At 51.4% G+C, this 21,098-nt stretch carries 21 protein-coding genes; 7 read left to right on the plus strand and 14 right to left on the minus strand.

What is annotated here, in order from left to right; translation table 11 throughout:
* Positions 1-603 carry a class I SAM-dependent methyltransferase gene (locus BLV22_RS06280; RefSeq protein WP_091612729.1) on the plus strand — a complete coding sequence of 201 codons (603 nt, stop codon included), beginning with the start codon at positions 1-3 and terminating at the stop codon, positions 601-603.
* Here BLV22_RS06280 and BLV22_RS06285 read toward each other — a convergent pair.
* The 5 genes from BLV22_RS06285 to BLV22_RS06305 are packed head-to-tail and all read right to left on the minus strand — an operon-like array spanning position 595 to position 5,182.
* Positions 595-1,125: a chromate transporter gene (locus BLV22_RS06285; protein ID WP_091612731.1), complete on the minus strand. Its 531-nt coding sequence runs from the start codon at positions 1,123-1,125 to the stop codon at positions 595-597. The two genes, BLV22_RS06280 and BLV22_RS06285, sit on opposite strands and share 9 nt — an antisense overlap.
* A complete protein-coding gene (locus BLV22_RS06290) occupies positions 1,122-1,679 on the minus strand; it encodes a chromate transporter (protein ID WP_091612734.1) in 558 nt (185 codons plus the stop codon). Before BLV22_RS06290 ends, BLV22_RS06285 begins: the two co-directional genes overlap by 4 nt.
* Before the next feature lie 23 nt (positions 1,680-1,702).
* The gene (locus tag BLV22_RS06295; protein ID WP_245724032.1) at positions 1,703-3,316 is read right to left on the minus strand and encodes a gamma-glutamyltransferase family protein; all 1,614 of its coding nucleotides are present in this window, start codon (positions 3,314-3,316) and stop codon (positions 1,703-1,705) included.
* A gap of 14 nt (positions 3,317-3,330) precedes the next feature.
* Entirely contained in the window at positions 3,331-4,515 is a 1,185-nt protein-coding gene (locus BLV22_RS06300; protein WP_091612736.1) for an amidase, read from the minus strand.
* The gene (locus BLV22_RS06305; protein WP_176967680.1) at positions 4,508-5,182 is read right to left on the minus strand and encodes a GntR family transcriptional regulator; all 675 of its coding nucleotides are present in this window, start codon (positions 5,180-5,182) and stop codon (positions 4,508-4,510) included. The genes BLV22_RS06300 and BLV22_RS06305 overlap by 8 nt, the downstream gene beginning before the upstream one ends.
* Before the next feature lie 146 nt (positions 5,183-5,328).
* Between BLV22_RS06305 and BLV22_RS06310 the strand changes: the two genes are divergently transcribed.
* From BLV22_RS06310 to BLV22_RS06320, 3 genes are all read left to right on the plus strand, one after another.
* Positions 5,329-6,063, plus strand: a complete 735-nt coding sequence (locus tag BLV22_RS06310; protein ID WP_091612742.1) for an SDR family oxidoreductase — start codon at positions 5,329-5,331, stop codon at positions 6,061-6,063.
* A 449-nt stretch (positions 6,064-6,512) separates the two neighbouring features.
* Positions 6,513-7,646: an ABC transporter ATP-binding protein gene (locus tag BLV22_RS06315; protein WP_091612744.1), complete on the plus strand. Its 1,134-nt coding sequence runs from the start codon at positions 6,513-6,515 to the stop codon at positions 7,644-7,646.
* Between the two features lie 173 nt (positions 7,647-7,819).
* Positions 7,820-8,926 carry an AI-2E family transporter gene (locus tag BLV22_RS06320; RefSeq protein WP_091612747.1) on the plus strand — a complete coding sequence of 369 codons (1,107 nt, stop codon included), beginning with the start codon at positions 7,820-7,822 and terminating at the stop codon, positions 8,924-8,926.
* Between the two features lie 61 nt (positions 8,927-8,987).
* Here BLV22_RS06320 and BLV22_RS06325 read toward each other — a convergent pair whose 3' ends face one another.
* Entirely contained in the window at positions 8,988-9,416 is a 429-nt protein-coding gene (locus BLV22_RS06325; RefSeq protein WP_091612750.1) for a small multi-drug export protein, read from the minus strand.
* A gap of 784 nt (positions 9,417-10,200) precedes the next feature.
* Between BLV22_RS06325 and BLV22_RS06330 the strand changes: the two genes are divergently transcribed.
* Entirely contained in the window at positions 10,201-10,407 is a 207-nt protein-coding gene (locus BLV22_RS06330) for a hypothetical protein (RefSeq protein ID WP_091612753.1), read from the plus strand.
* A 112-nt stretch (positions 10,408-10,519) separates the two neighbouring features.
* Here the strand turns inward: BLV22_RS06330 and BLV22_RS06335 are convergent, their stop codons facing one another.
* From BLV22_RS06335 to BLV22_RS06360, 6 genes are all read right to left on the minus strand, one after another.
* Positions 10,520-11,002 carry a (2Fe-2S)-binding protein gene (locus BLV22_RS06335; protein ID WP_425433798.1) on the minus strand — a complete coding sequence of 161 codons (483 nt, stop codon included), beginning with the start codon at positions 11,000-11,002 and terminating at the stop codon, positions 10,520-10,522.
* The gene (gene pucD / locus BLV22_RS06340; RefSeq protein WP_091612755.1) at positions 10,999-13,275 is read right to left on the minus strand and encodes a xanthine dehydrogenase subunit D; all 2,277 of its coding nucleotides are present in this window, start codon (positions 13,273-13,275) and stop codon (positions 10,999-11,001) included. Before pucD ends, BLV22_RS06335 begins: the two co-directional genes overlap by 4 nt.
* Positions 13,272-14,138, minus strand: coding sequence for an FAD binding domain-containing protein (locus BLV22_RS06345; protein ID WP_091612758.1), 867 nt, complete (start codon positions 14,136-14,138; stop codon positions 13,272-13,274). The genes pucD and BLV22_RS06345 overlap by 4 nt, the downstream gene beginning before the upstream one ends.
* Positions 14,114-14,716 (minus strand): nucleotidyltransferase family protein, encoded by a 603-nt coding sequence (locus tag BLV22_RS06350; RefSeq protein WP_091612761.1) that lies wholly within the window; start codon positions 14,714-14,716, stop codon positions 14,114-14,116. Before BLV22_RS06350 ends, BLV22_RS06345 begins: the two co-directional genes overlap by 25 nt.
* The gene (locus tag BLV22_RS06355) at positions 14,713-15,714 is read right to left on the minus strand and encodes an XdhC family protein (protein ID WP_091612764.1); all 1,002 of its coding nucleotides are present in this window, start codon (positions 15,712-15,714) and stop codon (positions 14,713-14,715) included. The genes BLV22_RS06350 and BLV22_RS06355 overlap by 4 nt, the downstream gene beginning before the upstream one ends.
* Positions 15,715-15,923: 209 nt before the next feature.
* On the minus strand, positions 15,924-16,283 hold the full coding sequence (locus BLV22_RS06360; RefSeq protein WP_091612766.1) for a Na-translocating system protein MpsC family protein: 360 nt from the start codon (positions 16,281-16,283) through the stop codon (positions 15,924-15,926).
* A gap of 293 nt (positions 16,284-16,576) precedes the next feature.
* Between BLV22_RS06360 and BLV22_RS06365 the strand changes: the two genes are divergently transcribed.
* Positions 16,577-16,945 carry a DUF485 domain-containing protein gene (locus BLV22_RS06365; protein WP_091612769.1) on the plus strand — a complete coding sequence of 123 codons (369 nt, stop codon included), beginning with the start codon at positions 16,577-16,579 and terminating at the stop codon, positions 16,943-16,945.
* Entirely contained in the window at positions 16,942-18,507 is a 1,566-nt protein-coding gene (locus BLV22_RS06370; RefSeq protein ID WP_091612772.1) for a solute symporter family protein, read from the plus strand. Before BLV22_RS06365 ends, BLV22_RS06370 begins: the two co-directional genes overlap by 4 nt.
* A 51-nt stretch (positions 18,508-18,558) precedes the next feature.
* Here the strand turns inward: BLV22_RS06370 and melA are convergent, their stop codons facing one another.
* Both melA and BLV22_RS06380 read right to left on the minus strand, forming a co-directional pair.
* Positions 18,559-19,860 carry an alpha-glucosidase/alpha-galactosidase gene (melA, locus tag BLV22_RS06375; RefSeq protein WP_091612774.1) on the minus strand — a complete coding sequence of 434 codons (1,302 nt, stop codon included), beginning with the start codon at positions 19,858-19,860 and terminating at the stop codon, positions 18,559-18,561.
* 69 nt (positions 19,861-19,929) lie between these two features.
* A complete protein-coding gene (locus BLV22_RS06380; RefSeq protein WP_091612777.1) occupies positions 19,930-20,961 on the minus strand; it encodes a LacI family DNA-binding transcriptional regulator in 1,032 nt (343 codons plus the stop codon).
* Between the last annotated feature and the right edge of the window lie 137 nt (positions 20,962-21,098).

The following is a 21,098-nucleotide window of genomic DNA, read 5'->3' on the forward strand; positions in this document are numbered from 1 at the left end:
ATGAACATGTTTCCTCTATTGTATACTCCGGTCATGCAGCCGGTGGAAAAACAATTTCTTTCTGCACTCCGGCAAAAACATATTCCGTCTCTATCCGGACATGTCCTTGAAACCGGATCCGGTCCCGGAGCAAATTTTCCTTACTACCGGGCAGCCGCAAAAGTAACTGCCATCGAGCCAAACGACCGGATGCGCAAGCAGTCTATTCCGGCGCAGCTGCACGCCCGGGTTCCTATCCGCACGCTCGGCTCGTCAGCTGAACGGCTGCCTTTCGAAGACAATACTTTTGACAGTCTTGTCTGTACGCTTGTGCTCTGTTCTGTAGAGGACCCTCTTCAGGTACTGCAGGAATTAAAACGGGTGTGTAAACCAGGCGCCGCAGCCTATTTTCTCGAGCATGTGCAAATGTCTCACCCAGCCGCAGCCCAGCTGCAGCACAGTATAACCCCGGTATGGAAGCATTTTTGCGACGGCTGCCATCTCGACCGTCCCACCCGTTCGTACATTGAACAGGCCGGGTGGAGCATCACCGGAACCGACAGTTATTTTCAGGGATTTTTATTATCCATGCAGGCTGTTCTTCCTCCAGCTCCGTCATCCTAAAAACAAAATGCCATAGATGATCGCAAGCACAATGACCAGCGCGGGATGCAGCTTCGTCTTTTCAAGCAGCAGGTAGCTTGCTACAAGCATGCCGGCTGTCTGCCAGCCGCCCGCACCCTCCCAGGCATTGGTAAAAAACTGCAGCGTTAATATGCCGAGCAGCACTCCGATGACCGGGCGCACGTAGGCCGTGAGCCGTTTTACCTTCGGGGAATGCCGGTATTTGTATAAAAAACCCATAAGTACGATCATTAAGATTAACGACGGGGCGACGGTCGCGAACAGACCGGCAGCAAGCCCTGGCCAGCCGGCGACTTCATACCCGATGTAGCCGGCCATTTTTGTGGCAATCGGCCCCGGCAGGGCGTTGCTGATGGCCAGCACTTCACTGAATTCACTCACGCTCATCCATTCGTACCGGTTCACGACTTCGTGCTGGATAAGCGGAATGGAGGCCGGCCCGCCGCCGTAGCCGAGAATCCCCGGGATAAAGAACGCCATAAAAACCTCTAAGTAAATCACGTGGAGGTGTCCTCCTCTCGTTTAGCAGGGTCCTTCTGCACCAGTGCTGCAATCAGAAGCACTGCAATGACGATCGCGGGGTGCACGCCGAGTACGCCAAGCACCACAGCCGCCCCGATAATAAATGCAATCGTCTTTGTCCAGCCCAGGTCGCCGCCGGATTTTTTAATAAACCCCCATGTCAGCACTCCCATCAGTACCGTCACTACGGGCAGTACTCCGTTTGCCAGGCCGCTTACCCACGAAGCGTCCCGGTATTGGGACAAGATGCTGAAAAACAAAATCATTAACAATGCCGTCGGGGCGACGATCGCCGCCACCCCGTTCAGCGCTCCCAGAATGCCGCCGCGGCTGTAGCCGATGTAGCCGGCAAGCTTGGTAACAATCGGCCCGGGCAGCGTGTTGGCAATCGCGAGTGTATCGCCAAACTCCTCGTCGGTCATCCAGTTATAGTGCTCCACCACTTCTTTTTGCACGAGCGGAATCGACGCCGGGCCTCCCCCGTAGCCAAAAATACCGACCCGGAAAAAGGCCAGAAAAATTTTCCACTGCATCACTTCCACCTCTTCTCTCTTTATTACCAGGCAGCTACGTTTCCGTCTGTTCGGGATTCACTGCCTCCGCAGAGCACTCCGGTTTCCGGGTCTCTCCATATAATCTGTCCGCGGCCAAAGCTCGAGGATTCTGTTTCTATTTTCACTGTGTGGCCTTTCCGGCTCAGCGCCTGAGCGGCTGCCCTGGAGAAGTCAGGCTCCACCGTAATCAGCGTATCCCGCTTCCACTGCCACCTTGGTGCATCGAGGGCGGCCTGCGGATGAAGGCCGAAATCAATGGTATTCATGATCATCTGCATATGGCCCTGAGGCTGCATGAATTCCCCCATCACCCCGAACGGACCCACGGGGTCGCCCCCCCTCGTCAAAAAGCCGGGAATGATCGTATGATACGGACGTTTTCCGGGCATGAGTCCATTGGCGTGCTTTTCATTCATGGAAAAATTGTGCGCCCGGTTATGCAGAGCGATTCCGGTATCCGGCACGACCATTCCTGAGCCGAATCCCATGTAATTGCTTTGGATAAACGACACCATATTGCCTTCCCCGTCGGCAGTGGCAAGATACACTGTGCCTCCGCTACTTGGGTCTCCTGCTTCGGGCACCTTCGCTTCGCTGCCAATTTCACCGCGCCGGGCCTCTCCGTAAGCATCCGAGAGCAGTTCTTCGGTGGTCCGGGTCATGGCGTCCGGCTGGGCGACATACTTCTCTCCGTCCACAAACGCAAGCTTCATCGCCTCCATCTGATGGTGAAGGGTGTTGATGTTGTCACGCTCCTGAAAATCATATCCTTTTAATATGTTCAGGGCCATTAAAGCAACAATCCCCTGGCCGTTCGGCGGGATTTCCCAGACGTCATATCCTTTATAATGCACCGAGATTGGCTTCACCCACTCCGGCTTGTACAATGCCAGATCCTTGGAGCGCAGATAGCCGCCCTGCTCTTTCATATAGGTGTCTATTTTTTTCGCCAGATCTCCACGGTAAAAGGATTCTGCATTTGTTTCAGCAATTTCCTTTAACGTCTCTGCATGCTCCCTGGAGCTCCACAGCTCTCCCGCAGCCGGTGTGCGGCCCTCCGGAGCGAACACCCGGCTCCAGTCGGCAAACACTGTCGGATCGAGCTCTTTTTCCAGTGTCTCAAAGGCAGAGGCCCACAGCGTTGCGAGCATAGACGCTACCGGATAGCCTTCCTCGGCGTAAGCTACAGCCGGAGCGATCAACTCAGAGAATGGAAGCTTCCCGAAAGCACGCGACAGCTCGGCCCAGGCGGCCGGAGCCCCGGGCACGGTAATCGGCACCGGCCCCCGCTTTGGCATCTCATCGTAGCCGTCTTTGTACAGTCCGTCGATGGAAAGCTCCTCCGGTGCGTAGCCGCTGGCGTTCAGCCCGTGGAGCTCGCCGTCCATCCAGACGAGCGCAAAGGCGTCACCGCCAATGCCGTTGGATGTCGGCTCGAGCACAGTCAGGCTTGCTGCTACAGCGACGGCTGCATCCACAGCATTGCCTCCTTTTTTTAAAATGTCGAGACCGACCTGGGAAGCAAGCGGCTGCGACGTGGCGACCATGCCTTTTTTACCGTATGTCGGCGCGCGGTAGGATGCATATGGATGATGGTGCGGATCAAATGAAATCATGACAATCGCTCCCTTTATAAATCAGTGTTTTGAAGATGACGGACGACGTGTTGAACAAATGACAGAAGCCGGCGGTCGTCATGACGGCCCGCGATAATCGAAATCGAGAGCGGGGCTTTCCCCGGCCTTTCCACCGGAATGGTCACCTGCGGCAGCCCTCCGATACCCGCAATACAGGTCAGCTGCATCGTACGTTTCCGCACCGCCTGGATATCATCTTCCCCGGATTGAATTTTCGGGGCCGGCCCGGGCACGGTCGGAATAACCATCACCGTGTCTTTTCCGAGCCTCCGCTGCACCTCGTCCTGCATTTGTTTCCGTTTTTCAAATATATGAGGGTAATTCTGCCGCCGGGTATCGGTCGCAAATGAAAACCGGTCCCGGACGCCGGGCCCAAACGTCGGTTTGTGCTCCCGGATCCATTCCCGGTGCATTTCTCCAATTTCCACCGCCTGGTGCAGCCGGAACACTTCGGCCCATTCTGCGAGCGAATCCTCAGCCAGCCTGTTTTCATTTAGCGTTTCTGCCTGCGCCTGCACTGCGGAAAACACCCTTCCAAGCGTCTGCTTGTACTCATCGGCGTAGTCTGCCCACGCCTCTTCCTCCCACCAGATTGTCCGGTACGGGGTTTCTTCCTCTCCCGCCGGAAGCAGCGCCTCTCCCACCTGCTGTAGAACTTCGGGGTCTCTGCTCATCCAGCCGACGGTGTCAAAGCTTGGAGCAAGCGGAACGACTCCCTCAAGCGATACGGCTCCGTGCGTCGGACGTATGCCGTACAGGCCGCAGTAGGACGAGGGCACGCGCACCGAGCCGCCTGTGTCAGTGCCAAGGGCAGCATCGACGCTGCCGGATGCTGCCGCTGATGCCGACCCGCTCGAGGACCCGCCCGGTATTGCTTCCGGATCGGCCGGATTGACCGGCATGCCGTAATGCACATTGTCGCCGTGCAGGCTGTACATTAATTCATCGCTGATGGTCGTTCCGGTCAGCGCAGCCCCGCTTCGGAGCAGGCGTTCAATCGCCGGTGCAGTAGCTGTGTTTTCCGGATGGGTTCGAAGACATTCCGGATGGCCCGCAGACGTTTTTTCGCCGTGAATCGCAAACACGTCTTTCACTGCAAATGTATATCCCGAAAGACTTCCATTCATTGCGGGTTCAAGTCTCAGCTTCTTATTCATAAACGCTTCCTGTTTATTCATTTGTCGAATCCTCCTCGGAAATGGCTTGAATAATAGCCTCGGCAGTTTTTTCCGCGTGCTCGCCGTTCAGCCGAAGCAGTTCTTCGCGTTTATTCTCCTGCAGCAGAGCAAGCATCTGCTTGTGTTCTTCCTGAGACATATGGATCGAATGCACGTCTGAATCAATGTTTGTATAGATGTTCATGTACGCTTCAATCCGGCTCCATACGTATTCGAGCGATTTTATCAGCGGTTCGGAGCCGGAAGCCTCGTACCAGGTCTGGTGAAACAACCGATTCTGCTTCCTCCACTCCACAGGTTCCGAAGCGTGCCGGTCCATCTCTGTGATTCGCTCCCGCAGCCTTCGCAGGTTCTCTTCATTCATCTGTTCAAAGGCCCATGCCACCGCCAATTCTTCGAGTTTATTGCGGATGGCAAACAACTCGCGGACTTCACTGGCAGACAAGCGGCTCACATAGACACTCCGCTTTTCTTCAAACAGAAACCCTTCTGTTTTAAGCGTCGTGATCGCTTCCCGGACCGGCATCGTGCTCACCCCAAAATCCTCCGCAATCTTCCGGATAGTCACCTTCTCGCCGGGCCGCCGCTCCCCCTGAATAATTTGCTGTTTCAGCAGTTTGTATACTTCTGTACGTAACGTTGAGACGTGCAAAGACGGTTGATTCACAGTACTCGCTCCTTTGTGATCTGTGATCACAAACATTTTTTATTATTTTAGCAGAAAAATCCTCTTCTGCAAACTAGTTTTTAGTTTACTTTATCGGCGCCTTTCCTTCATATTTAAAAGAAGAGAAGCTCAAGGAGGACGATACAATGACAACACTAGTAACCGGAGTAAGCCATGATAAGGGAATCGGTGCTGCCGTCTGCCGTCTGCTTGCCGAGCGCGGGGAAAATATTATTTTCACTACATGGGGCTCAGACATCGACTGGGCGGCAGAATTTAAACTGCATCTCGAAAATCGCGGCATCGAAATTTATTATATCGAAGCCGATTTCTCAAATCCGGGCGCGCCGGATGAACTCATCGATCAGCTGAACGAACTGCCGCTGTTTCCGACCGCGCTCGTCAATAACGCTGCCTATTCGGCCAACGACAGCTACGAGCGCCTGAACGGGGAATCGCTTGACGAGCATTATTATGTTAATATGCGTACTCCTTTTCTGCTTACCACGAAAATCGCCCAGCGGTGGATTGATTTTGGCATCAGCGGAAAAATCGTAAACCTGACCTCCGGGCAGGATCTCGGACCTATGGTAAACGAAATCGCCTACGTATCTACGAAAGCAGCGGTTCGGGCATTCACCGAATCCCTTGCTGCCGAGCTCGCCCCGTATGATATCAACGTTAATGCTGTCAATCCCGGCCCGACCAACACCGGATGGATGGACCCCGCCATGGAAAAAGAACTGTCGAAAAAATTCAGTAAAGGCCGGATCGGGCATCCGGAAGACGCAGCCAAAGCCATTGCCTTTCTGCTTTCGGACGAGTCGGACTGGATCGTCGGCCAGGTGATTCACTCCGAAGGCGGATTTTTGCGCAGCTAGGGCCCGTACGACGCGGGTCAGTTCGACGTTGCTGCAGGACGTAGCGGTTTTAGTCGAACATCCTTAAAAACCTCCGCTTTTCTCTGTCCAGCTTCGGGTGTTACCATCCCTCTCCGTTCGTGATTTCAGAGCGTTTGCGACTTCGTCTCAATCCGCCTGAAACCGTCGAGCCGTCAGGGATGGTGATCAAACACCCTCCGCTTTTCTATCTGTCCAGCTCCGGAGCCTAGCCGCTCGGGGTTACTTTCCATCCGACTTCGGGCAGCAGGCTGCCCTGCACGTCTGGGAAGTACCTGTCGCGGTTAGACAAGGCTCCTCCGCTTTTCTATTCACCTTGCACAATGTTTCTTTTGTTAACTTTGTTCAGGTTGTCTATATTAATCTGAAAGCGTTTTCTTTAATATGAACAACAGATAACATAAACCTTCCTCAAAAGGAGCGAACTTATTATGGCTGGTATCCGCATGAATCACATTACAAAAACATACGATGGTGACGTTACTGCAGTAGATGACTTTAATCTTGATGTCGAGGACAAGGAATTTATCGTATTCGTCGGCCCGTCCGGTTGCGGGAAATCCACTACTCTCCGCATGATTGCCGGGCTCGAAGACATTACGGGCGGCGATTTATACATCGGAGATGAGCGCGTCAACGACGTTTCTCCAAAAGACCGCGATATCGCAATGGTGTTCCAGAACTATGCCCTGTATCCGCACATGAACGTATACAACAATATGGCTTTTGGCTTGAAGCTCCGTAAGTTCAAAAAAGAGGATATTGATCAGCGTGTGAAAAACGCAGCCGATATTCTCGGGCTGACAGACTATCTTGACCGTAAACCAAAAGCGCTCTCCGGTGGGCAGCGTCAGCGTGTTGCTCTTGGACGTGCCATTGTCCGCGATCCTAAAGTATTCCTGATGGATGAGCCGCTTTCCAATCTGGATGCGAAGCTGCGTGTGCAGATGCGTACAGAAATCATTAAGCTTCACCGCCGCTTAAACAGCACGACGGTTTATGTAACGCACGACCAGACAGAGGCTATGACGATGGCGACCCGTATCGTAATTATGAAAGACGGCGTCGTGCAGCAGGTTGGGTCTCCTAAGGAAGTATACGATCATCCTGCGAACGTTTTTGTAGGCGGTTTCATCGGATCCCCGGCTATGAACTTCCTGGAAGGAAAAATTAATGGCTCCACGCTTGAGCTGGGCGAACACAAGCTCGAGATTCCAGAAAACAAATTACAGACACTTCGCGACCGCGGATTCGCTGATGAGAAAGTTACCTTCGGCATTCGTCCGGAAGATATCCACCACGTGATGGGCGGAACGACGTCGTCGAAAAATAAACTGAGTCTCGATATTGAAGTAGCTGAAATGAACGGGGCAGAGTCTATGCTCTACACAAGTGTAAATGGCAAGCAGGTTATTGCCCGGGTCGATGCAAACAGCAGTATCCATGCCGGCGATAAACTCGACCTTTTCTTCAACATGGACCGCTGCCATTTCTTCAGCCCGGAAACTGAAGAAGTGCTGACTCCGGAATTAAAAGAACTTTCTGCCACTTCCGCCACTCAGTAAAGCAGGCTCCGGCACCTGTTCCCATTCGGGACGGGTGCTTTTTTATGTTCTTATAGTTTTTTGGAAAATCATGAATAAGTTTTATGTTTCCGGCTGTATAATGAAGGGAAGGTGTACAAACGTCCTGATTTTCGTTTATTCCTTATATAAGAAAAGAGTGGTGATTGTAAAACATGTATCAATACAAATGGTTTCGTGTCTCTTTAGGTATACTGGTCTTTTTAGTCATCGCCTTCATGGCCCGGCAGGTAGACTATATTTTTCAGCCATTATTCGTATTAGTAGGAACGCTCGCCGCTCCTATTATCATTTCCGGAATTTTAAGCTATTTGTTCCGGCCGTTTGTAACTCTGCTTTCCAAGTACATACCCCGTTCATTGTCTATTCTGCTTTTGTACGGTGTGCTTGTCGGCGTCATTGTTTTGATTGTAAATTTAATCGGCCCGATAATTGCAAGCCAGTTTAATCAGCTGATCAACCAGATTCCCCGGTACTTTGAGCAGGTACAGTCCTTTATTATGAACAACCAGAACCACCCGGCCGTGCAGCCAATCATGCAGGGAAATGACATCTCTATGGACTCTCTTGGCTCCCAGCTGCAGAATTCGGCCAGCACGATTACGGATTCACTTGTTTCTACGATAGTAACAATAGGGAGCGCCATCGTCAGCTTCTTTGTTATCCTGTTTGTTATTCCATTTGTTCTTTTCTATATTCTGCGCGAAGGCCACAAGCTTCCAGGCTTTATGCTGAAATTTGTGGACCGTGAGCACCGTCCGGAGGTACACAAGATTTTACAGGATATGGACCGCGCACTTGCCAATTATATTCAGGGACAGATTACTGTCAGCTTTATCGTAGGTATTCTTTCCATGATTCTGTTCTGGATTATCGGTCTCGATTACGTGCTCATTCTCGGCATCATCTGCATGCTGACCAATCTTGTCCCGTTCATCGGACCGTTTATCGGCACCATACCAGCAGTCGTAGTAGCTCTATTCGACGCTCCAATTACTGCCTTGTTTGTTATTATTGGTGTAGTAGTTATACAGCAGTTTGAATCCAACCTGATCTCGCCGCAGGTTATGGGACGGGTGCTTAAAGTACACCCAGTCACCGTCATTTTCGTCCTGCTGTTCGCAAGCAGCATGTTCGGCCTGCTTGGGTTGATTCTCGCGATACCAGCGTACGCCCTTATAAAAGTGGTTGTTACCAATCTCTACCGGATTTGGCAGATCAACCGCCGCGGGAACAAACACCGCCGCGAAGAAATGATTTAACTAAAAAAAGCCGGCAGCCGCATCATTGTGCGTGCTGCCGGCTTTTTTGCACCGTCATATATTAAAACCAGCCGAGTCCAAGCTGTATCGATCCGGCAATGGCAATACCGTAAATTAGAATACTTGTACCAGTGGAGAGAAACAATGTCCGCTTTGACATACCGATGGCTTTGGCAATCACAGAGATGGCCCAGACGCCCGCAATCGGCGTCAGCAGCAGGATAACCCAGCCTCCGTACTGCTCTATTTTACCCCGGAACCGGTTAGCTGATAATTTTTCCATCCAATTGGAGAAAAAGCTGACTCTCTCCAGCTGGCGGTAAAAAAGCGTCACGGTCGGTACCGCCATAAAGTTTCCTACGGCCGCCCACAGAACAGCCGATACAGGATCAAACCCTGCCCCCATCGCTACAGGGACTGCAATATAAATTTCAAACAGTGGAAAAAACCCCATAAACCAGGCCAATGAAGCCATCGAAATGTATTCCATTATTTCTCCCCCTTCCCTACCGAAAATTTCACACAAAAATCATTTTAGCACGCGTTATTTCGAATAGGAAGCGAAAAAACCTGTTAAGATGGATTCAACTCTTTATATATATTTATATGTTCTAATTACTAAGTATAACTATATATATATCGATCATATGAATTTCCTTTGAAACGCTCCGCTTCGGCATTCTTGCTTTTACTGCTCCCTCTTCTAAAGCACTAATATTTGTAAATTTTTTGCACATTTTAACTAAAGAGTTCTTTTTTCGGTTAAATGCGGATAAAACCCCCCCCCCGATTATTGATTTTTTAGATAGAAAAAAGGTAAAAACAGGTAAATAGTCCTTTAAAATGCATATTTAATACTTTCCTCGTAATCTCTTCGTTATGATGGCTTAAAATCACTTATATGCCAGTATTTTCACCTTTCATCTATACATCAGCATGTTTTTTAGACGACTGGGGAAAAGATAGTGCTTTATTCTTGAAAGCGGGACCTAGTTCCCGGCAGCGCTTTTTAAAAAATTATCGTTCCCCATTTTATTCCAAAACAGTGAAGTGTTGATACTAAAGCATTTAACGCATGTATTTTATTACAATATTGCAAACGCGTGATACATTTGCTCTCTTTCTTAACGGACCGGAAACCTCTCAAGCACGCTGTCTGTAATGAGAATTGTTACTTATTTAGCATTTCTTCCAAATTTGTATCGTGGTACGGTAGTTGTAATAAACTTTTCCTTTCGACAATGGTGTAAAAAGTGTTAAGGGGGCGAATGACAGTGTCGGAGAAAAATGAGACGCTTTATGTGGAATTGCTTGAATCTTCTGATGATCCGCATCAGAGTTTCATGGATTTATCCCGTACGATTCTGGACCAGGGCGTCGACTCGGAGAAGAAAGTGGAAGTGATGCGAAGACTTCTGCAGGCCTATGACACCGTGTCACGCAGGTACAAAACCGTCATACCACTCCGGAAGGTAACATAAATAGAGATATAACAGGGGGAAGCCGGCAACTTGGGAATGCCGGCTTTTTGTATGTTTTTTTAATCTATACAGGCATGCAAAAAGCCCGGGCACGCAGCCCGGACCTGATTTATTACTGAAGATTGGCGGCGGCTGCTTTCACCGCCCGGATAATGCCGCTGTAGCCGGTGCATCTGCAGATGTTTCCGGACAGTCCTTCCCGGATCTCTTCATCGTCCGGATCCGGCGTGTGCCGGAGTAACGACTCTGCGGCCATAATCATGCCCGGCGTGCAGTAGCCGCACTGAAAGCCCCCTTCGTTCATAAACGCTTCCTGTACTATACTGCAGCGCTCCTCTGTACCCATGCCTTCAATGGTCGTTACTTCTTTGCCTTCCACCTGGTAGGCCAGCAGCAGGCACGAGCTTGTGAGCCGACCGTCCACCCAGATCGAACACGCTCCGCACCGGCCGATACCGCAGGAAATTTTCGTGCCTGTTTCATGCAGCCCGTCTCTTAAAAGATCGACGACCCGGTCCATGGGAGACGCATCGACACTCACCTCTTTTCCGTTGACGCGGAAGGTGCACGCATATTTGCCCTGCCGGTGCTCTATCCTCCGGGAATCTTTTCTGGTTTGTTCCAAGGCAGAAGCCCCCTTTGCTGAATCTGTTGCAGTACCCACTCTCTTGAAACAGGAAGCTTTTCCGGACGGGCCCCAATGGCCTGATAAATAGCTTCCGCAATAGCCGGTGCCACTGCAATTGTCCCTATTTCCCCGACGCCCCTGGGCCCGTGAATGTCTCCTTCCATCACTTCTTCACGCGGCTTTACCGTCACATTATCCGGCAGGTCCTTTACTCCCGGCATCAAATACGTATCGAAATTTTCCGTCTGATAGCGACCTTCTTGCATGACGGCGTCCTCCATCAACGTGTATCCGAGCGCCATGATGCCGCCGCCTTCAATCTGTCCTCGGTACCCTTGCGGATACATGACCGGACCGGCGGACACAGACTGTTTCAAATCAAGCACCCGTACGGTACCGGTTAAAAGGTTTACCTCCACCTCTGCGCTCACACCGCCGAAGGAATACAAATAATGACCGGAGTCAATTTCATCCGGTGTCACCGGAAAATCAAATGATGTGTGTGTCTCAATATCCCCGTCCTGCACATATTCCGCCAGCGCCTTGTAGCTTAAAAAGAGCGAGGGCTCTGCCCCTCTTTTATGGACACCGCCTGCGCCCAGGTATAAATCTGCTGCAGCCGTCCCAGTTACTCTGGATGCTTCGATCAGCAGCTGTCTGCGAAAAGAAGCCTTCATGTTTTCCACCGCTGTCCAGACCATACTCGTGCCGCGTGAAGCGGTCGTTGAACCCGAAACCGGCACTTTATTTGTATCACCGATCGTGATTTCAATATCTTCTTCATTACAGGAAAATGTACCTTTCATCACCGTTTCAATCACGGCTACAATGCCCTGGCCGCACTCTTCAAATCCAAAAGCAGCCTCGAGCTTTCCTTCCTTCGTGAGAGCAAGCCGCCCGCCGGAGGGGTCCAGCCGTCCGTAGCCAAGACCTCCTCCGTGCATGGAGACAGCGCCTCCCCGGCCGTTTTTCACCCACGCGGTTTCTCCCGCATTACTCAGCGGCAGCTGCTGCCAGGTGGTGACGTCTTCAAGTATCATCCGTCCGCCGTCCGTCGGAGCAATTCCCTGGCCGAGCGGGCCGGTGTCTGAGGGCTTTCTCATATTCCTTGCACGCAGCTTCGTCCCTTCCATTCCAAGCTTTTCAGCCAGCCGGTCCATCTGCCCCTCAAGCGCAAACGTTACCTGATTACCGCCAAACCCGCGGAACTCCCCGGCTACCCCGTTATTTGTGAACACGGAAACACCGGTGGTCGTAATGTTTGGGATCGGATACAGCCCGCTCGCATGCTCGACAGCAAATTCCAGAATCGCCGGGCCGAGTGTAGCATACGCCCCGGTATCGGCATAAATGGTCGTTTCGTGCGCGAGAACACGTCCGCTTTCATCAGCGCCTGTCCGCATCGTAATCGCCATCGGGTGACGCTTCAATCCTGCCCGTATCGACTCTTCCCGGGTGTTATGCACCCGGACCGGACGGCCTGTTTTCAGTGCCAGCAGCGCCCCGTACGGCTGCAGGTTCAGCTCATCCTTGCCGCCAAACGATCCGCCGATCGGACTCGAAATGATGCGTATCTTCTCTTCCGGAGTCTCCAGTATTCTCGACAGCTGAAAACGGTCTTTAAACCCGTGCTGGGTGGCCATGTATACGGAAATGCCCCCGTCGCTTTCCGGGACAACCACCCCGCCTTCCGTTTCCATGTAGCCGTGCATCTGACGGGGCAGCTGATACGTTTCTTCGACAATACAGGTGCACCCTGCAAAGCCCTGTTGCAGATCCCCGCGCGTATAGGAAGCTTCATGCAGGATGTTCCCGTTTTCGTGCAGCTGTTCCGCTTCGGGAGTCAGCGCTTTTTCGACCGAATCAAGCACAGGCAGCGGCTCGTACTCCACTACTACAGCTGCCAGCGCCTGATCTGCCGATTCAGCTGATTCTGCTGCCACCGCAGCTACTGCATCCCCCGTGTAGCGTACTCTGTCTTCACAAAATACGGGCTGGTCCGGCATGACGATGCCAAAGCGGTTTAACCCCGGTACGTCGTGATGTGTCAGCACCGCATGAACGCCCGGAAGCGCTTCGGCCGCTGACGTATCGATTCTTTTAATACGGGCATGCGGATATTCGCTTCGCAGCACTTTGCCGATCAGCATATTTTCTTCAAAGCGGTCGGTTAAGTATTTCAAGGATCCGGTTACTTTCGGTACAGCGTCCGGACGGCGCTGATATTCTGGCTGTTTCATGTTTTATGCACGCCTCCCTTTTCTGCCTTATCTTCGAGCCACAGGTGGGATAAAAATAAATGAGCGGCCGCCTGCAGGCGGTAGTTTCCTGAAGAAAATGGTTCATCCTCCGGCTGATAATCAGCTGCAAGCGCCTCGAAGAACGATTCCGGCGTCCATCCGGGTTCGGCCACACATGCTTCTGCACGGCGAAGCCGCACCGGGGCGTCCTTTCCGCCTACTAACGCAAGCCTCGCCCTTATACTTCCGCCCCCCTGCCTGCGAATGCAGCCGCTCACCGCAAGGAGCGACGCGGTGAATGCTTCCCGGCGCCCGATTTTTTCAAAAAAATGCACTTCGTCCGGACCTTTTTCCAACGTTTTTGGCAGCAGCACAGCTGTTAATAAAAACACACCGTCATAGGAAGCTGCTTCTTCCACCGGGATACAGGCATATGACTCCCCGTTCCAAATTTCAAGCTCAGCCTGCAGCGCAATCAGTGCCGGCAGGGCGTCTCCGTGTCCGTACATAATGTTGCCGCCGATGGTGCCGCGCGTACGCACAGCCGGAGCGGCAATCCGCCGAAGCGTTTCCCCCAGTATTTCCCGGGAAATGACCGGATTCTCTATTAACTGTTCGAGTGTCATACAGGCACCAATCCGCACGTACTTTTCTTCTTCCTGCAGAGACGCGAGCCCGGAGATACGCTCAAGTACGATCACATTGCCGGTAAACGCCCTCCCTTTTTCCCGTTCGACCTGCCGCCACGTCCCCCCGGCGATCCATTCGGCATCAGGAAAATACTCCTGATACAGAGCATAAGCTTCCTGTACCGTTTCCGGCATCCATACCACCGGTGTTACTGTTGTGTGTGCAGCATCCATCTGTATTCCTCCTCGGTGTCAACGTCAAGCTGTTCGACTTTTTGGAAGCCTACGTACGGGCTTCCTGCCCACGTGTGCGCACTCCGTAAAATAGAAGCAGCCCCGCGGTCGCCCTCCACCCTCTGCAGAGCAGCAAACATCTGTTTTTTAAAAAGCATAGGCGGCTGGTAATGACGTCCGGTCCACATGCCGGTGAAATCGCACGCCTCTGCCTCCGCCTGCGCGATTAACCGGTCAATCGTCTCCGCTGTCAGGCCGGGCTGATCGGCAAGTACGACAAGGACCGCTTCCGCACCGATACGAGCCGCTTCGTTCACTCCAGCCCGGAGAGAATATGCCTGTCCTTTCACTGCCTGCGGACAGGCTGCGAGACGTACCGGACGCTTGTTTTTTTCGAATATTCTGTTATCTATCCATACAGACTGATTCGTCACGACAATAACTTCCTCTGCACTGCTCTTTAGCACCTGCTGCAACGCACTGCTTCCAAGCGTTGTATTTTTCCACGGTTTTTCGAGTTTGTTGTGGCCCATGCGGGAGCTTTTTCCTGCTGCTAAATAAATCACTGCCGTCTTCATGCCATCACCTCTCCAGTTTTTACGGCGTTTTGAAGGGCAATAAGCTGGCTGACCACGCTCACCGCAATTTCTTCAGGCCCTTCTGCTCCAATGGACAAACCGATCGGAGTTGTAACAATCTCCGGCAGCTCCTCTGTCTGCAGCAGGCGTTTCGTTCTCATCTTTGAACCGAGTACACCAATATACGCCATTGGCTGCTGCAAAAGATGCGTCAGCACTTCCCTGTCCCTTTCAAAATGATGAGTCATAATCACCGCCATGTCTCCGCGGCGGAACGCCGTTTCTGTCCACCATTCATGCGGAAATCCAAGCACCCTTCCGGCCTCCGGCACCTCATTATTTACCGTTTCGAGGGCGTCCGGGCGCCAGTCGAGAACTGTGACCGCGTAGCGGCACCGCGCCGCCATTTGTACGAGCGGACGTGCATCCGATCCGGCACCGAAAATAAACAGTCTCGGCCTCGGGCGGATCGTCTGGACAAATATTTTTTCACCCCGGCTGTCTGAAATGGAAGAACGGCCGCTCCTGCGCTTCATCGCGGCTGCCTGTACGGCTAACTCCTCTGTCTGTTTGTCCGGTTCCCTGCCGCAGACGAACCATCCGCTCTCAGCGGTAGTGGCCCACCTCAGCACGGTTTCTCCCTGATTTACGAAAGCGTGCATGCTGCGCATAGATGCGGCCAGTGCTTCCGTTACCGGCTCAAGCAGTACTTCAATCACCCCGTTGCATCCTGTTCCTTCTCCCCAGGACAGCTCTTCGTAGCCCCGCATATCATACGATACTATTTGAGTCCCATCAGCATGCACGTCTTCAATCCGGTAATGCAGATCCCCTTCAAGACAGCCGGAACTCAGCATACCCACGGAGCTTCCGTCTGTTTTTAACAGCATGGTTGTACCTTCCTTGCGGTACGCTGATCCTTCCACATTCGTTATCGTCGCCAGTATTTGTTTTTCGTCTGCAGAAAGCTGCGGAATAATATCATGCAGATGGTCCATGCATCTCGCTCCTTTTATAAAAAAGCCGGAGAAAGGCACAGGTATCTGCTCCTGCGTTTCTCCGGCCTCTTCATTCCCGTCTAACAGGAATCAAGCTTCCGTCTGGATGGAAAGAGAAGAGCTGCCGGTCTACAGCAGTTCTTCTTCTTAACTGTTTGTATTTATTTTACTTATATCCAGACTGGCTGTAAGGAAAGATGTCATATAATCTAACTCTTTTTTTCTTCCAGGTAAACAACGGTCGCCGCAGCCCCTGATACAGGATCAAAATCCTTCAGCACAGTGCGTACCGGCAGATTCAGCTCCTGTACCAGCAGATGATGCAGCCGCTTCTTGAATTCGTCCACCAGCGCCGCATCCACCTGGCTGGTCAGAGCTTCGTTGCGCTGTTCGAGCGCCCGCAGCGCAGGCACTCTTTTGTGCTCTCCAAAAATAATACACTTGTGCTGTAACAGCTCCACCTTTAACGTTTTTACCCCAACATCGTACATCTCCTGGTTCACACTGTTGTACAACTGAGCGATTTGCTGTTTGATCCATTTTTCACTCTCAAACTGTTTTTCCCACACATTTACCCCGTCCTTTCATTCATGATTTATTATAACGAATAACGCGGTCTTAGCCTATTTTCATGAAAGATTTTTTGTCTCCGGAATTATTAACTAGTAATTTTGAACTAATTTAGGTTTCTTATGTACTGTTATGCAACAATTTTGGATTTTTTCTGACATTTTCGATTGACGGAAGCGCTTCCATATTATAAGTTTAATTTATCTCCTTCCTTTCTGCTGCATGTCGTTTTCGTCGATACTTTTATCTTACTCACACTGACTGAATTTTATCTGATAAAGGAGGAAAAAATATGGCTGTCAAAAAAGAGTCTGGTGCGACTAACGAAACCTTTACCTCGGGCGGCGGGGTGAAATATTCCGAAGCCGTGGAGAACCCTGATTTTAAAAATCTCATGTCGAAAAAAAGAAAATTCATCGCCCCTTTAACGGTGTTCTTCCTGCTATTTTACTTAGCTCTTCCGGTCTTAATTCTTACCTCAGATGTGTTGAACAACTCAGCAATTGGGCCAATCACCTGGGCGTGGATCCTCGCGTTCGCGCAGTTTGCCATGACCTGGACGCTCTGTATCCTCTACGTACGCAAATCTGCAAAATTTGATAAAGATGCCGAAGCTATCATCGAAGAAGAAGAACGCAAAGCTAAGGGGGATCATTCATGAATGTAACAGTTATAGTCCTATTCCTGGCAATTGTCAGTCTTACCCTCGTCATAACATATTTTTCAGCGAAAAAAACCAGCTCGGCCAGTGACTTCTACACCGCCGGCGGCGGACTGACCGGCTGGCAGAACGGCCTCGCCATTTCAGGGGACTACTTATCGGCCGCTTCCTTTCTCGGGATCGCCGGCGCCATCGCCTTATACGGCTTTGACGGCTTTCTGTTCAGTATCGGTTACTTAGTAGCGTACCTCGTCGTTATGTTTATCGTAGCCGAACCGCTTCGTAACCTGGGTCAGTTTACGCTCGCTGATATGCTGAACGCCCGCTTTGACGCGAAAAAAATCCGCGGGGCCGCAGCCTTCAGCACGATAACCATTGTTATTTTCTACATGATTGCCCAGCTCGTCGGAGCCGGCGCGTTAATTCAGTTATTGTTTGGAATTCCATACATTTGGGCCGTTATTCTCGTAGGTGTCATGATGACAACCTATGTGCTGTTTGGCGGAATGACTGCCACCAGCTGGGTACAAATTACGAAAGCTGTACTACTCATGATTGGTACACTGATTATTTCCATCATGGTGCTGTGGCAGTTTAACTTCAACATCATTGCCATGTTCCGGGAAGCAGGCCAGGCAACACCTGCAGGAACCAATTTTCTGAACCCGGGGCAGCAGGATAACCTGCCACTCGATTCACTATCACTCATGATTGCGCTCGTGCTTGGTACAGCCGGACTTCCACACATTCTTATGCGCTTTTTCACTGTTAAAGACGCGAAGACAGCCCGGAGCTCGGTTGTTACCGCTACCTGGATCGTTGGTATATTTTATCTCTTAACAGTCTGTTTAGGCTTTGGCGCTGCTATTTTTGTCGGCCGTTCGGAAATCATCGCTGCCAACCCGGCCGGAAACATGGCTGCACCGCTTCTTGCCCAGGCACTCGGCGGCGATCTGCTGTTCTCCTTCGTAAGCGCTGTGGCGTTCGCGACAATTCTGGCGGTTGTGGCAGGCCTGGTGCTGTCCGGCGCCAGTGCATTCGCTCACGACCTGTACGGACAGATTATTAAAAAAGGGAAAGTATCCGAGCGTGAGCAGGTGGTCGCAGCCCGTACCGCTTCACTGACTGTGGCCATACTCTCCATTGCTCTTGCGATTTTTGCCCAACACTTAAACGTGGCCTTTCTCGTGGCACTCGCCTTCTGTGTGGCCGCCAGTGCGAACCTGCCGGTTATTGTGTACACGATCTACTGGAGACGCTTTAACACGAACGGCGCTATTACCGCGATTGCAGTCGGTCTGATCAGCTCAGTCGGCCTGGTAATTATCAGCCCGAACGTCATGAACCCTGACGGCAGTGCATTTATTGCCGCCCAGGCGATATTCCCTCTTACAAACCCGGCAATTCTCTCCGTACCGCTCGGCTTTCTTGGCGGTTGGATTGGCACCCTGGTTTCCAAAGAGGCGGAATCCGGACGTTACGACAAAGTACTATTCAAAGCCAACACCGGCTACCGCGAATACGACCTCCAGGGTCGTGCGATTAAAAAAGGTGAAGATTAATCATACAAAAAGCACCGGATCCGCGGATCCGGTGCTTTTTTGCGTTATTTGTTACTGCAGGGCCGGCACCCAGTGGCCGTGGCGTTCGAGCAGCTCATCGCACATGGCGATAATCTCGTCCGGCGAAAGCTCTGCGGCTGTGTGAGGATCAAGCAGCGCAGCCTGATAGACATGTTCCTTTTTGCCGGAAACGGCTGCTTCCACGCTCATGAGCTGCGTGTTGATGACGTTGCGGTTCAGCGCTGCGAGCTGTTCAGGCAGTTTGCCCACATAGGTTGGAGTAACGCCGTTTGCATCCACAACACACGGCACCTCCACACACGCTTCCTCCGGCAGGTTGGAAATCAGCCCGCCCGTGTTCATTACGTTGCCGCCGATCACAATCGGTTCGTTGTATTCCATCGCTTCGATCATGTACGAGGCGTACTCCTTCGAGCGTTCGTGCGTCAGCTGCTCGTTTTCGACAAACTGATCGCGCTGCTGCTTCCATTCTTCGATTTGATGCACACAGCGGCGCGGATATTCATCAAGCGGAATATTGAATTTATCAATCAGCTCCGGATAGTTCCGTTTAATATAGTACGGATAGTACTCTGCATTATGCTCCGAGGACTCGGTAATATAGTAGCCGAACTTCTCCATCATATCGAGACGGACCATGTCCCCGTGCGTTTCCTTCTGCTTTTCCTTCGCGCGCCGCTTAATTTCAGGATACAGATCGATGCCGTCTTTTTTTACTTCAAGCAGCCAGGCCATATGATTAATGCCGGCGATTTTGGCACTCACACCTTCATCATCCATCCCGAGCAGTTCAAACAGCTCCGGCACGCATACCTGTACGCTGTGGCAGAGGCCGACGGTGCGGATGCCTCCATGCTCTGTCATAGCTTTTGTCAGTGCTGACATCGGATTCGTATAGTTCATAAACAGCGCATCCGGACACACGTCCCGCATATCTTCGGCAATTCCGAGCATCACCGGGATGGTCCGGAGGTTCCTGAACAGTCCGCCAATTCCGTTTGTATCGCCAATCGTCTGTTCGAGCCCGTACTTTTTCGGCACCTCAAAGTCAATGACAGTGGACGGCTCATATCCCCCCACCTGGATGGCGTTGACGACGTAGGAAGCTCCACGCAGGGCTTCTCTCCGGTCATGATATGCTGTCACCCGGATGCTGCTCTCGTAGGTGTTAATCAGATGGTTCAGCATCTGCTCGGAGTCGTTCAGCCGCTCCGGATCAATATCATAGAGGGCGATCTCAAGGTGCTGCAGCTTCGGAGAGACGATACAGTCCCCCAGGATATTTTTGGCAAACACGGTGCTCCCGGCTCCGATAAATGTTAGCTTTGTCATTTGTTTTCCTCCTCGAATTATGTGTAAGCGCATTCAAAACTTAAGCAGAAAAAGGATTTCTTCCTTTTTCTATGACTCCAGAAGCTTGTTTATCCGGCTCCCGCAGCTTTCCCGTACAATAAGCCTGGACGGCAGTACCCACCTCATCGGCAGGTCGCCTTCTTCTGCTGTCATCAGTTTACGCACGCCCATCCGGCCCATTTCCTTTGTCGGAATGTTCACTGTCGTAAGCGGCGTGCTCGCATACTGGGCAAGCTCTGTACCGTCAAAGCTTCCGATCGCCACATCCTCCGGCACGCGGATACCATGCTCCTGAAAAGCGCGGAGCGCGCCCATCGCCATCCGGTCGCTGGCAATAAAAAATGCTTCCGGAAGATTACCCTGCTCAATTGCTTTTTTCCCCATCCGGTAGCCATCGTCCATGGTAAAGTCAGCAATGTGTATATTGTTTTTGTAGGAATAGCCCGAAGCATCCATCAGCTGTTTAAATACCGTCTCCCGTTTATCTTCAATCTGCACTCTCCGCCGAAAACCGTTCTCTGCCTCCCGGCCGCCGATATAGCCGATTTTTTTATAGCCCTGATCAAGCAGATGACGCACCACTTTGCCAGCCGCCTGTTCAAAATCGATACTCACCGACGAGAACTGCTCATCATTTGGCGAGTGGCTGATAAATACAAGCTGCTTATTATTTCGCCGCAAAAACTCCGCAACCTCCTCACGAATGCGCCCAATCAGAATGAACGCGTCCACTTCCTGCACCGCTGGGTCGTTTTGAATGGTCGACAGATAAAAAATCCGTGCCTGTTCAATATCCTGGCGCATGCATTCATCTTCGATTTCCTGGCGGATTGGGTAAAAGTACGGGTCGTCCTTTTCGAGGTCGCTTGGCTGGTGCAGCACGATTCCGATCTTCATTTTCTTTTTACCGCCGTTCTTCTTCCTGGCCTTCACCGGCACGTAGGCAAGCTCCTGGGCAATCTGGCGGATTCTTTCCTTCGTGTTCGGTGATACCGAAAGCGTCTCGTCGTGGTTTAACACCCGTGACACCGTCGCAGCAGATACCTGCGCCCTGGCGGCAATATCTTTAATGGTAGCCATCGCAACCCTTTCCTTTCAGTAAAAATTTACTTTATATTTTCATTATTTTACTTTACTTTATCAAAATTATTAACCGCTTACAATCATTATTTCTCGTCCTTTTAAAATAAAACAGCTCTTTATTTACAAATATAAAA

This window comes from Marinococcus luteus (assembly GCF_900106595.1).
Classification (GTDB): domain Bacteria; phylum Bacillota; class Bacilli; order Bacillales; family Marinococcaceae; genus Marinococcus; species Marinococcus luteus.

What these genes read in the sequence shown, in the direction of transcription:
- BLV22_RS06280 (WP_091612729.1), top strand. Translation starts at nt 1, where the DNA reads ATGAACATGTTTCCTCTATTGTATACTCCGGTCATGCAGCCGGTGGAA.
- BLV22_RS06290 (WP_091612734.1), bottom strand. Translation starts at nt 1,679, where the DNA reads ATGCAGTGGAAAATTTTTCTGGCCTTTTTCCGGGTCGGTATTTTTGGC.
- BLV22_RS06295 (WP_245724032.1), bottom strand. Translation starts at nt 3,316, where the DNA reads ATGATTTCATTTGATCCGCACCATCATCCATATGCATCCTACCGCGCG.
- BLV22_RS06300 (WP_091612736.1), bottom strand. Translation starts at nt 4,515, where the DNA reads ATGAATAAACAGGAAGCGTTTATGAATAAGAAGCTGAGACTTGAACCC.
- BLV22_RS06310 (WP_091612742.1), top strand. Translation starts at nt 5,329, where the DNA reads ATGACAACACTAGTAACCGGAGTAAGCCATGATAAGGGAATCGGTGCT.
- BLV22_RS06315 (WP_091612744.1), top strand. Translation starts at nt 6,513, where the DNA reads ATGGCTGGTATCCGCATGAATCACATTACAAAAACATACGATGGTGAC.
- BLV22_RS06320 (WP_091612747.1), top strand. Translation starts at nt 7,820, where the DNA reads ATGTATCAATACAAATGGTTTCGTGTCTCTTTAGGTATACTGGTCTTT.
- BLV22_RS06325 (WP_091612750.1), bottom strand. Translation starts at nt 9,416, where the DNA reads ATGGAATACATTTCGATGGCTTCATTGGCCTGGTTTATGGGGTTTTTT.
- pucD (WP_091612755.1), bottom strand. Translation starts at nt 13,275, where the DNA reads ATGAAACAGCCAGAATATCAGCGCCGTCCGGACGCTGTACCGAAAGTA.
- BLV22_RS06345 (WP_091612758.1), bottom strand. Translation starts at nt 14,138, where the DNA reads ATGGATGCTGCACACACAACAGTAACACCGGTGGTATGGATGCCGGAA.
- BLV22_RS06350 (WP_091612761.1), bottom strand. Translation starts at nt 14,716, where the DNA reads ATGAAGACGGCAGTGATTTATTTAGCAGCAGGAAAAAGCTCCCGCATG.
- BLV22_RS06355 (WP_091612764.1), bottom strand. Translation starts at nt 15,714, where the DNA reads ATGGACCATCTGCATGATATTATTCCGCAGCTTTCTGCAGACGAAAAA.
- BLV22_RS06365 (WP_091612769.1), top strand. Translation starts at nt 16,577, where the DNA reads ATGGCTGTCAAAAAAGAGTCTGGTGCGACTAACGAAACCTTTACCTCG.
- BLV22_RS06370 (WP_091612772.1), top strand. Translation starts at nt 16,942, where the DNA reads ATGAATGTAACAGTTATAGTCCTATTCCTGGCAATTGTCAGTCTTACC.
- melA (WP_091612774.1), bottom strand. Translation starts at nt 19,860, where the DNA reads ATGACAAAGCTAACATTTATCGGAGCCGGGAGCACCGTGTTTGCCAAA.
- BLV22_RS06380 (WP_091612777.1), bottom strand. Translation starts at nt 20,961, where the DNA reads ATGGCTACCATTAAAGATATTGCCGCCAGGGCGCAGGTATCTGCTGCG.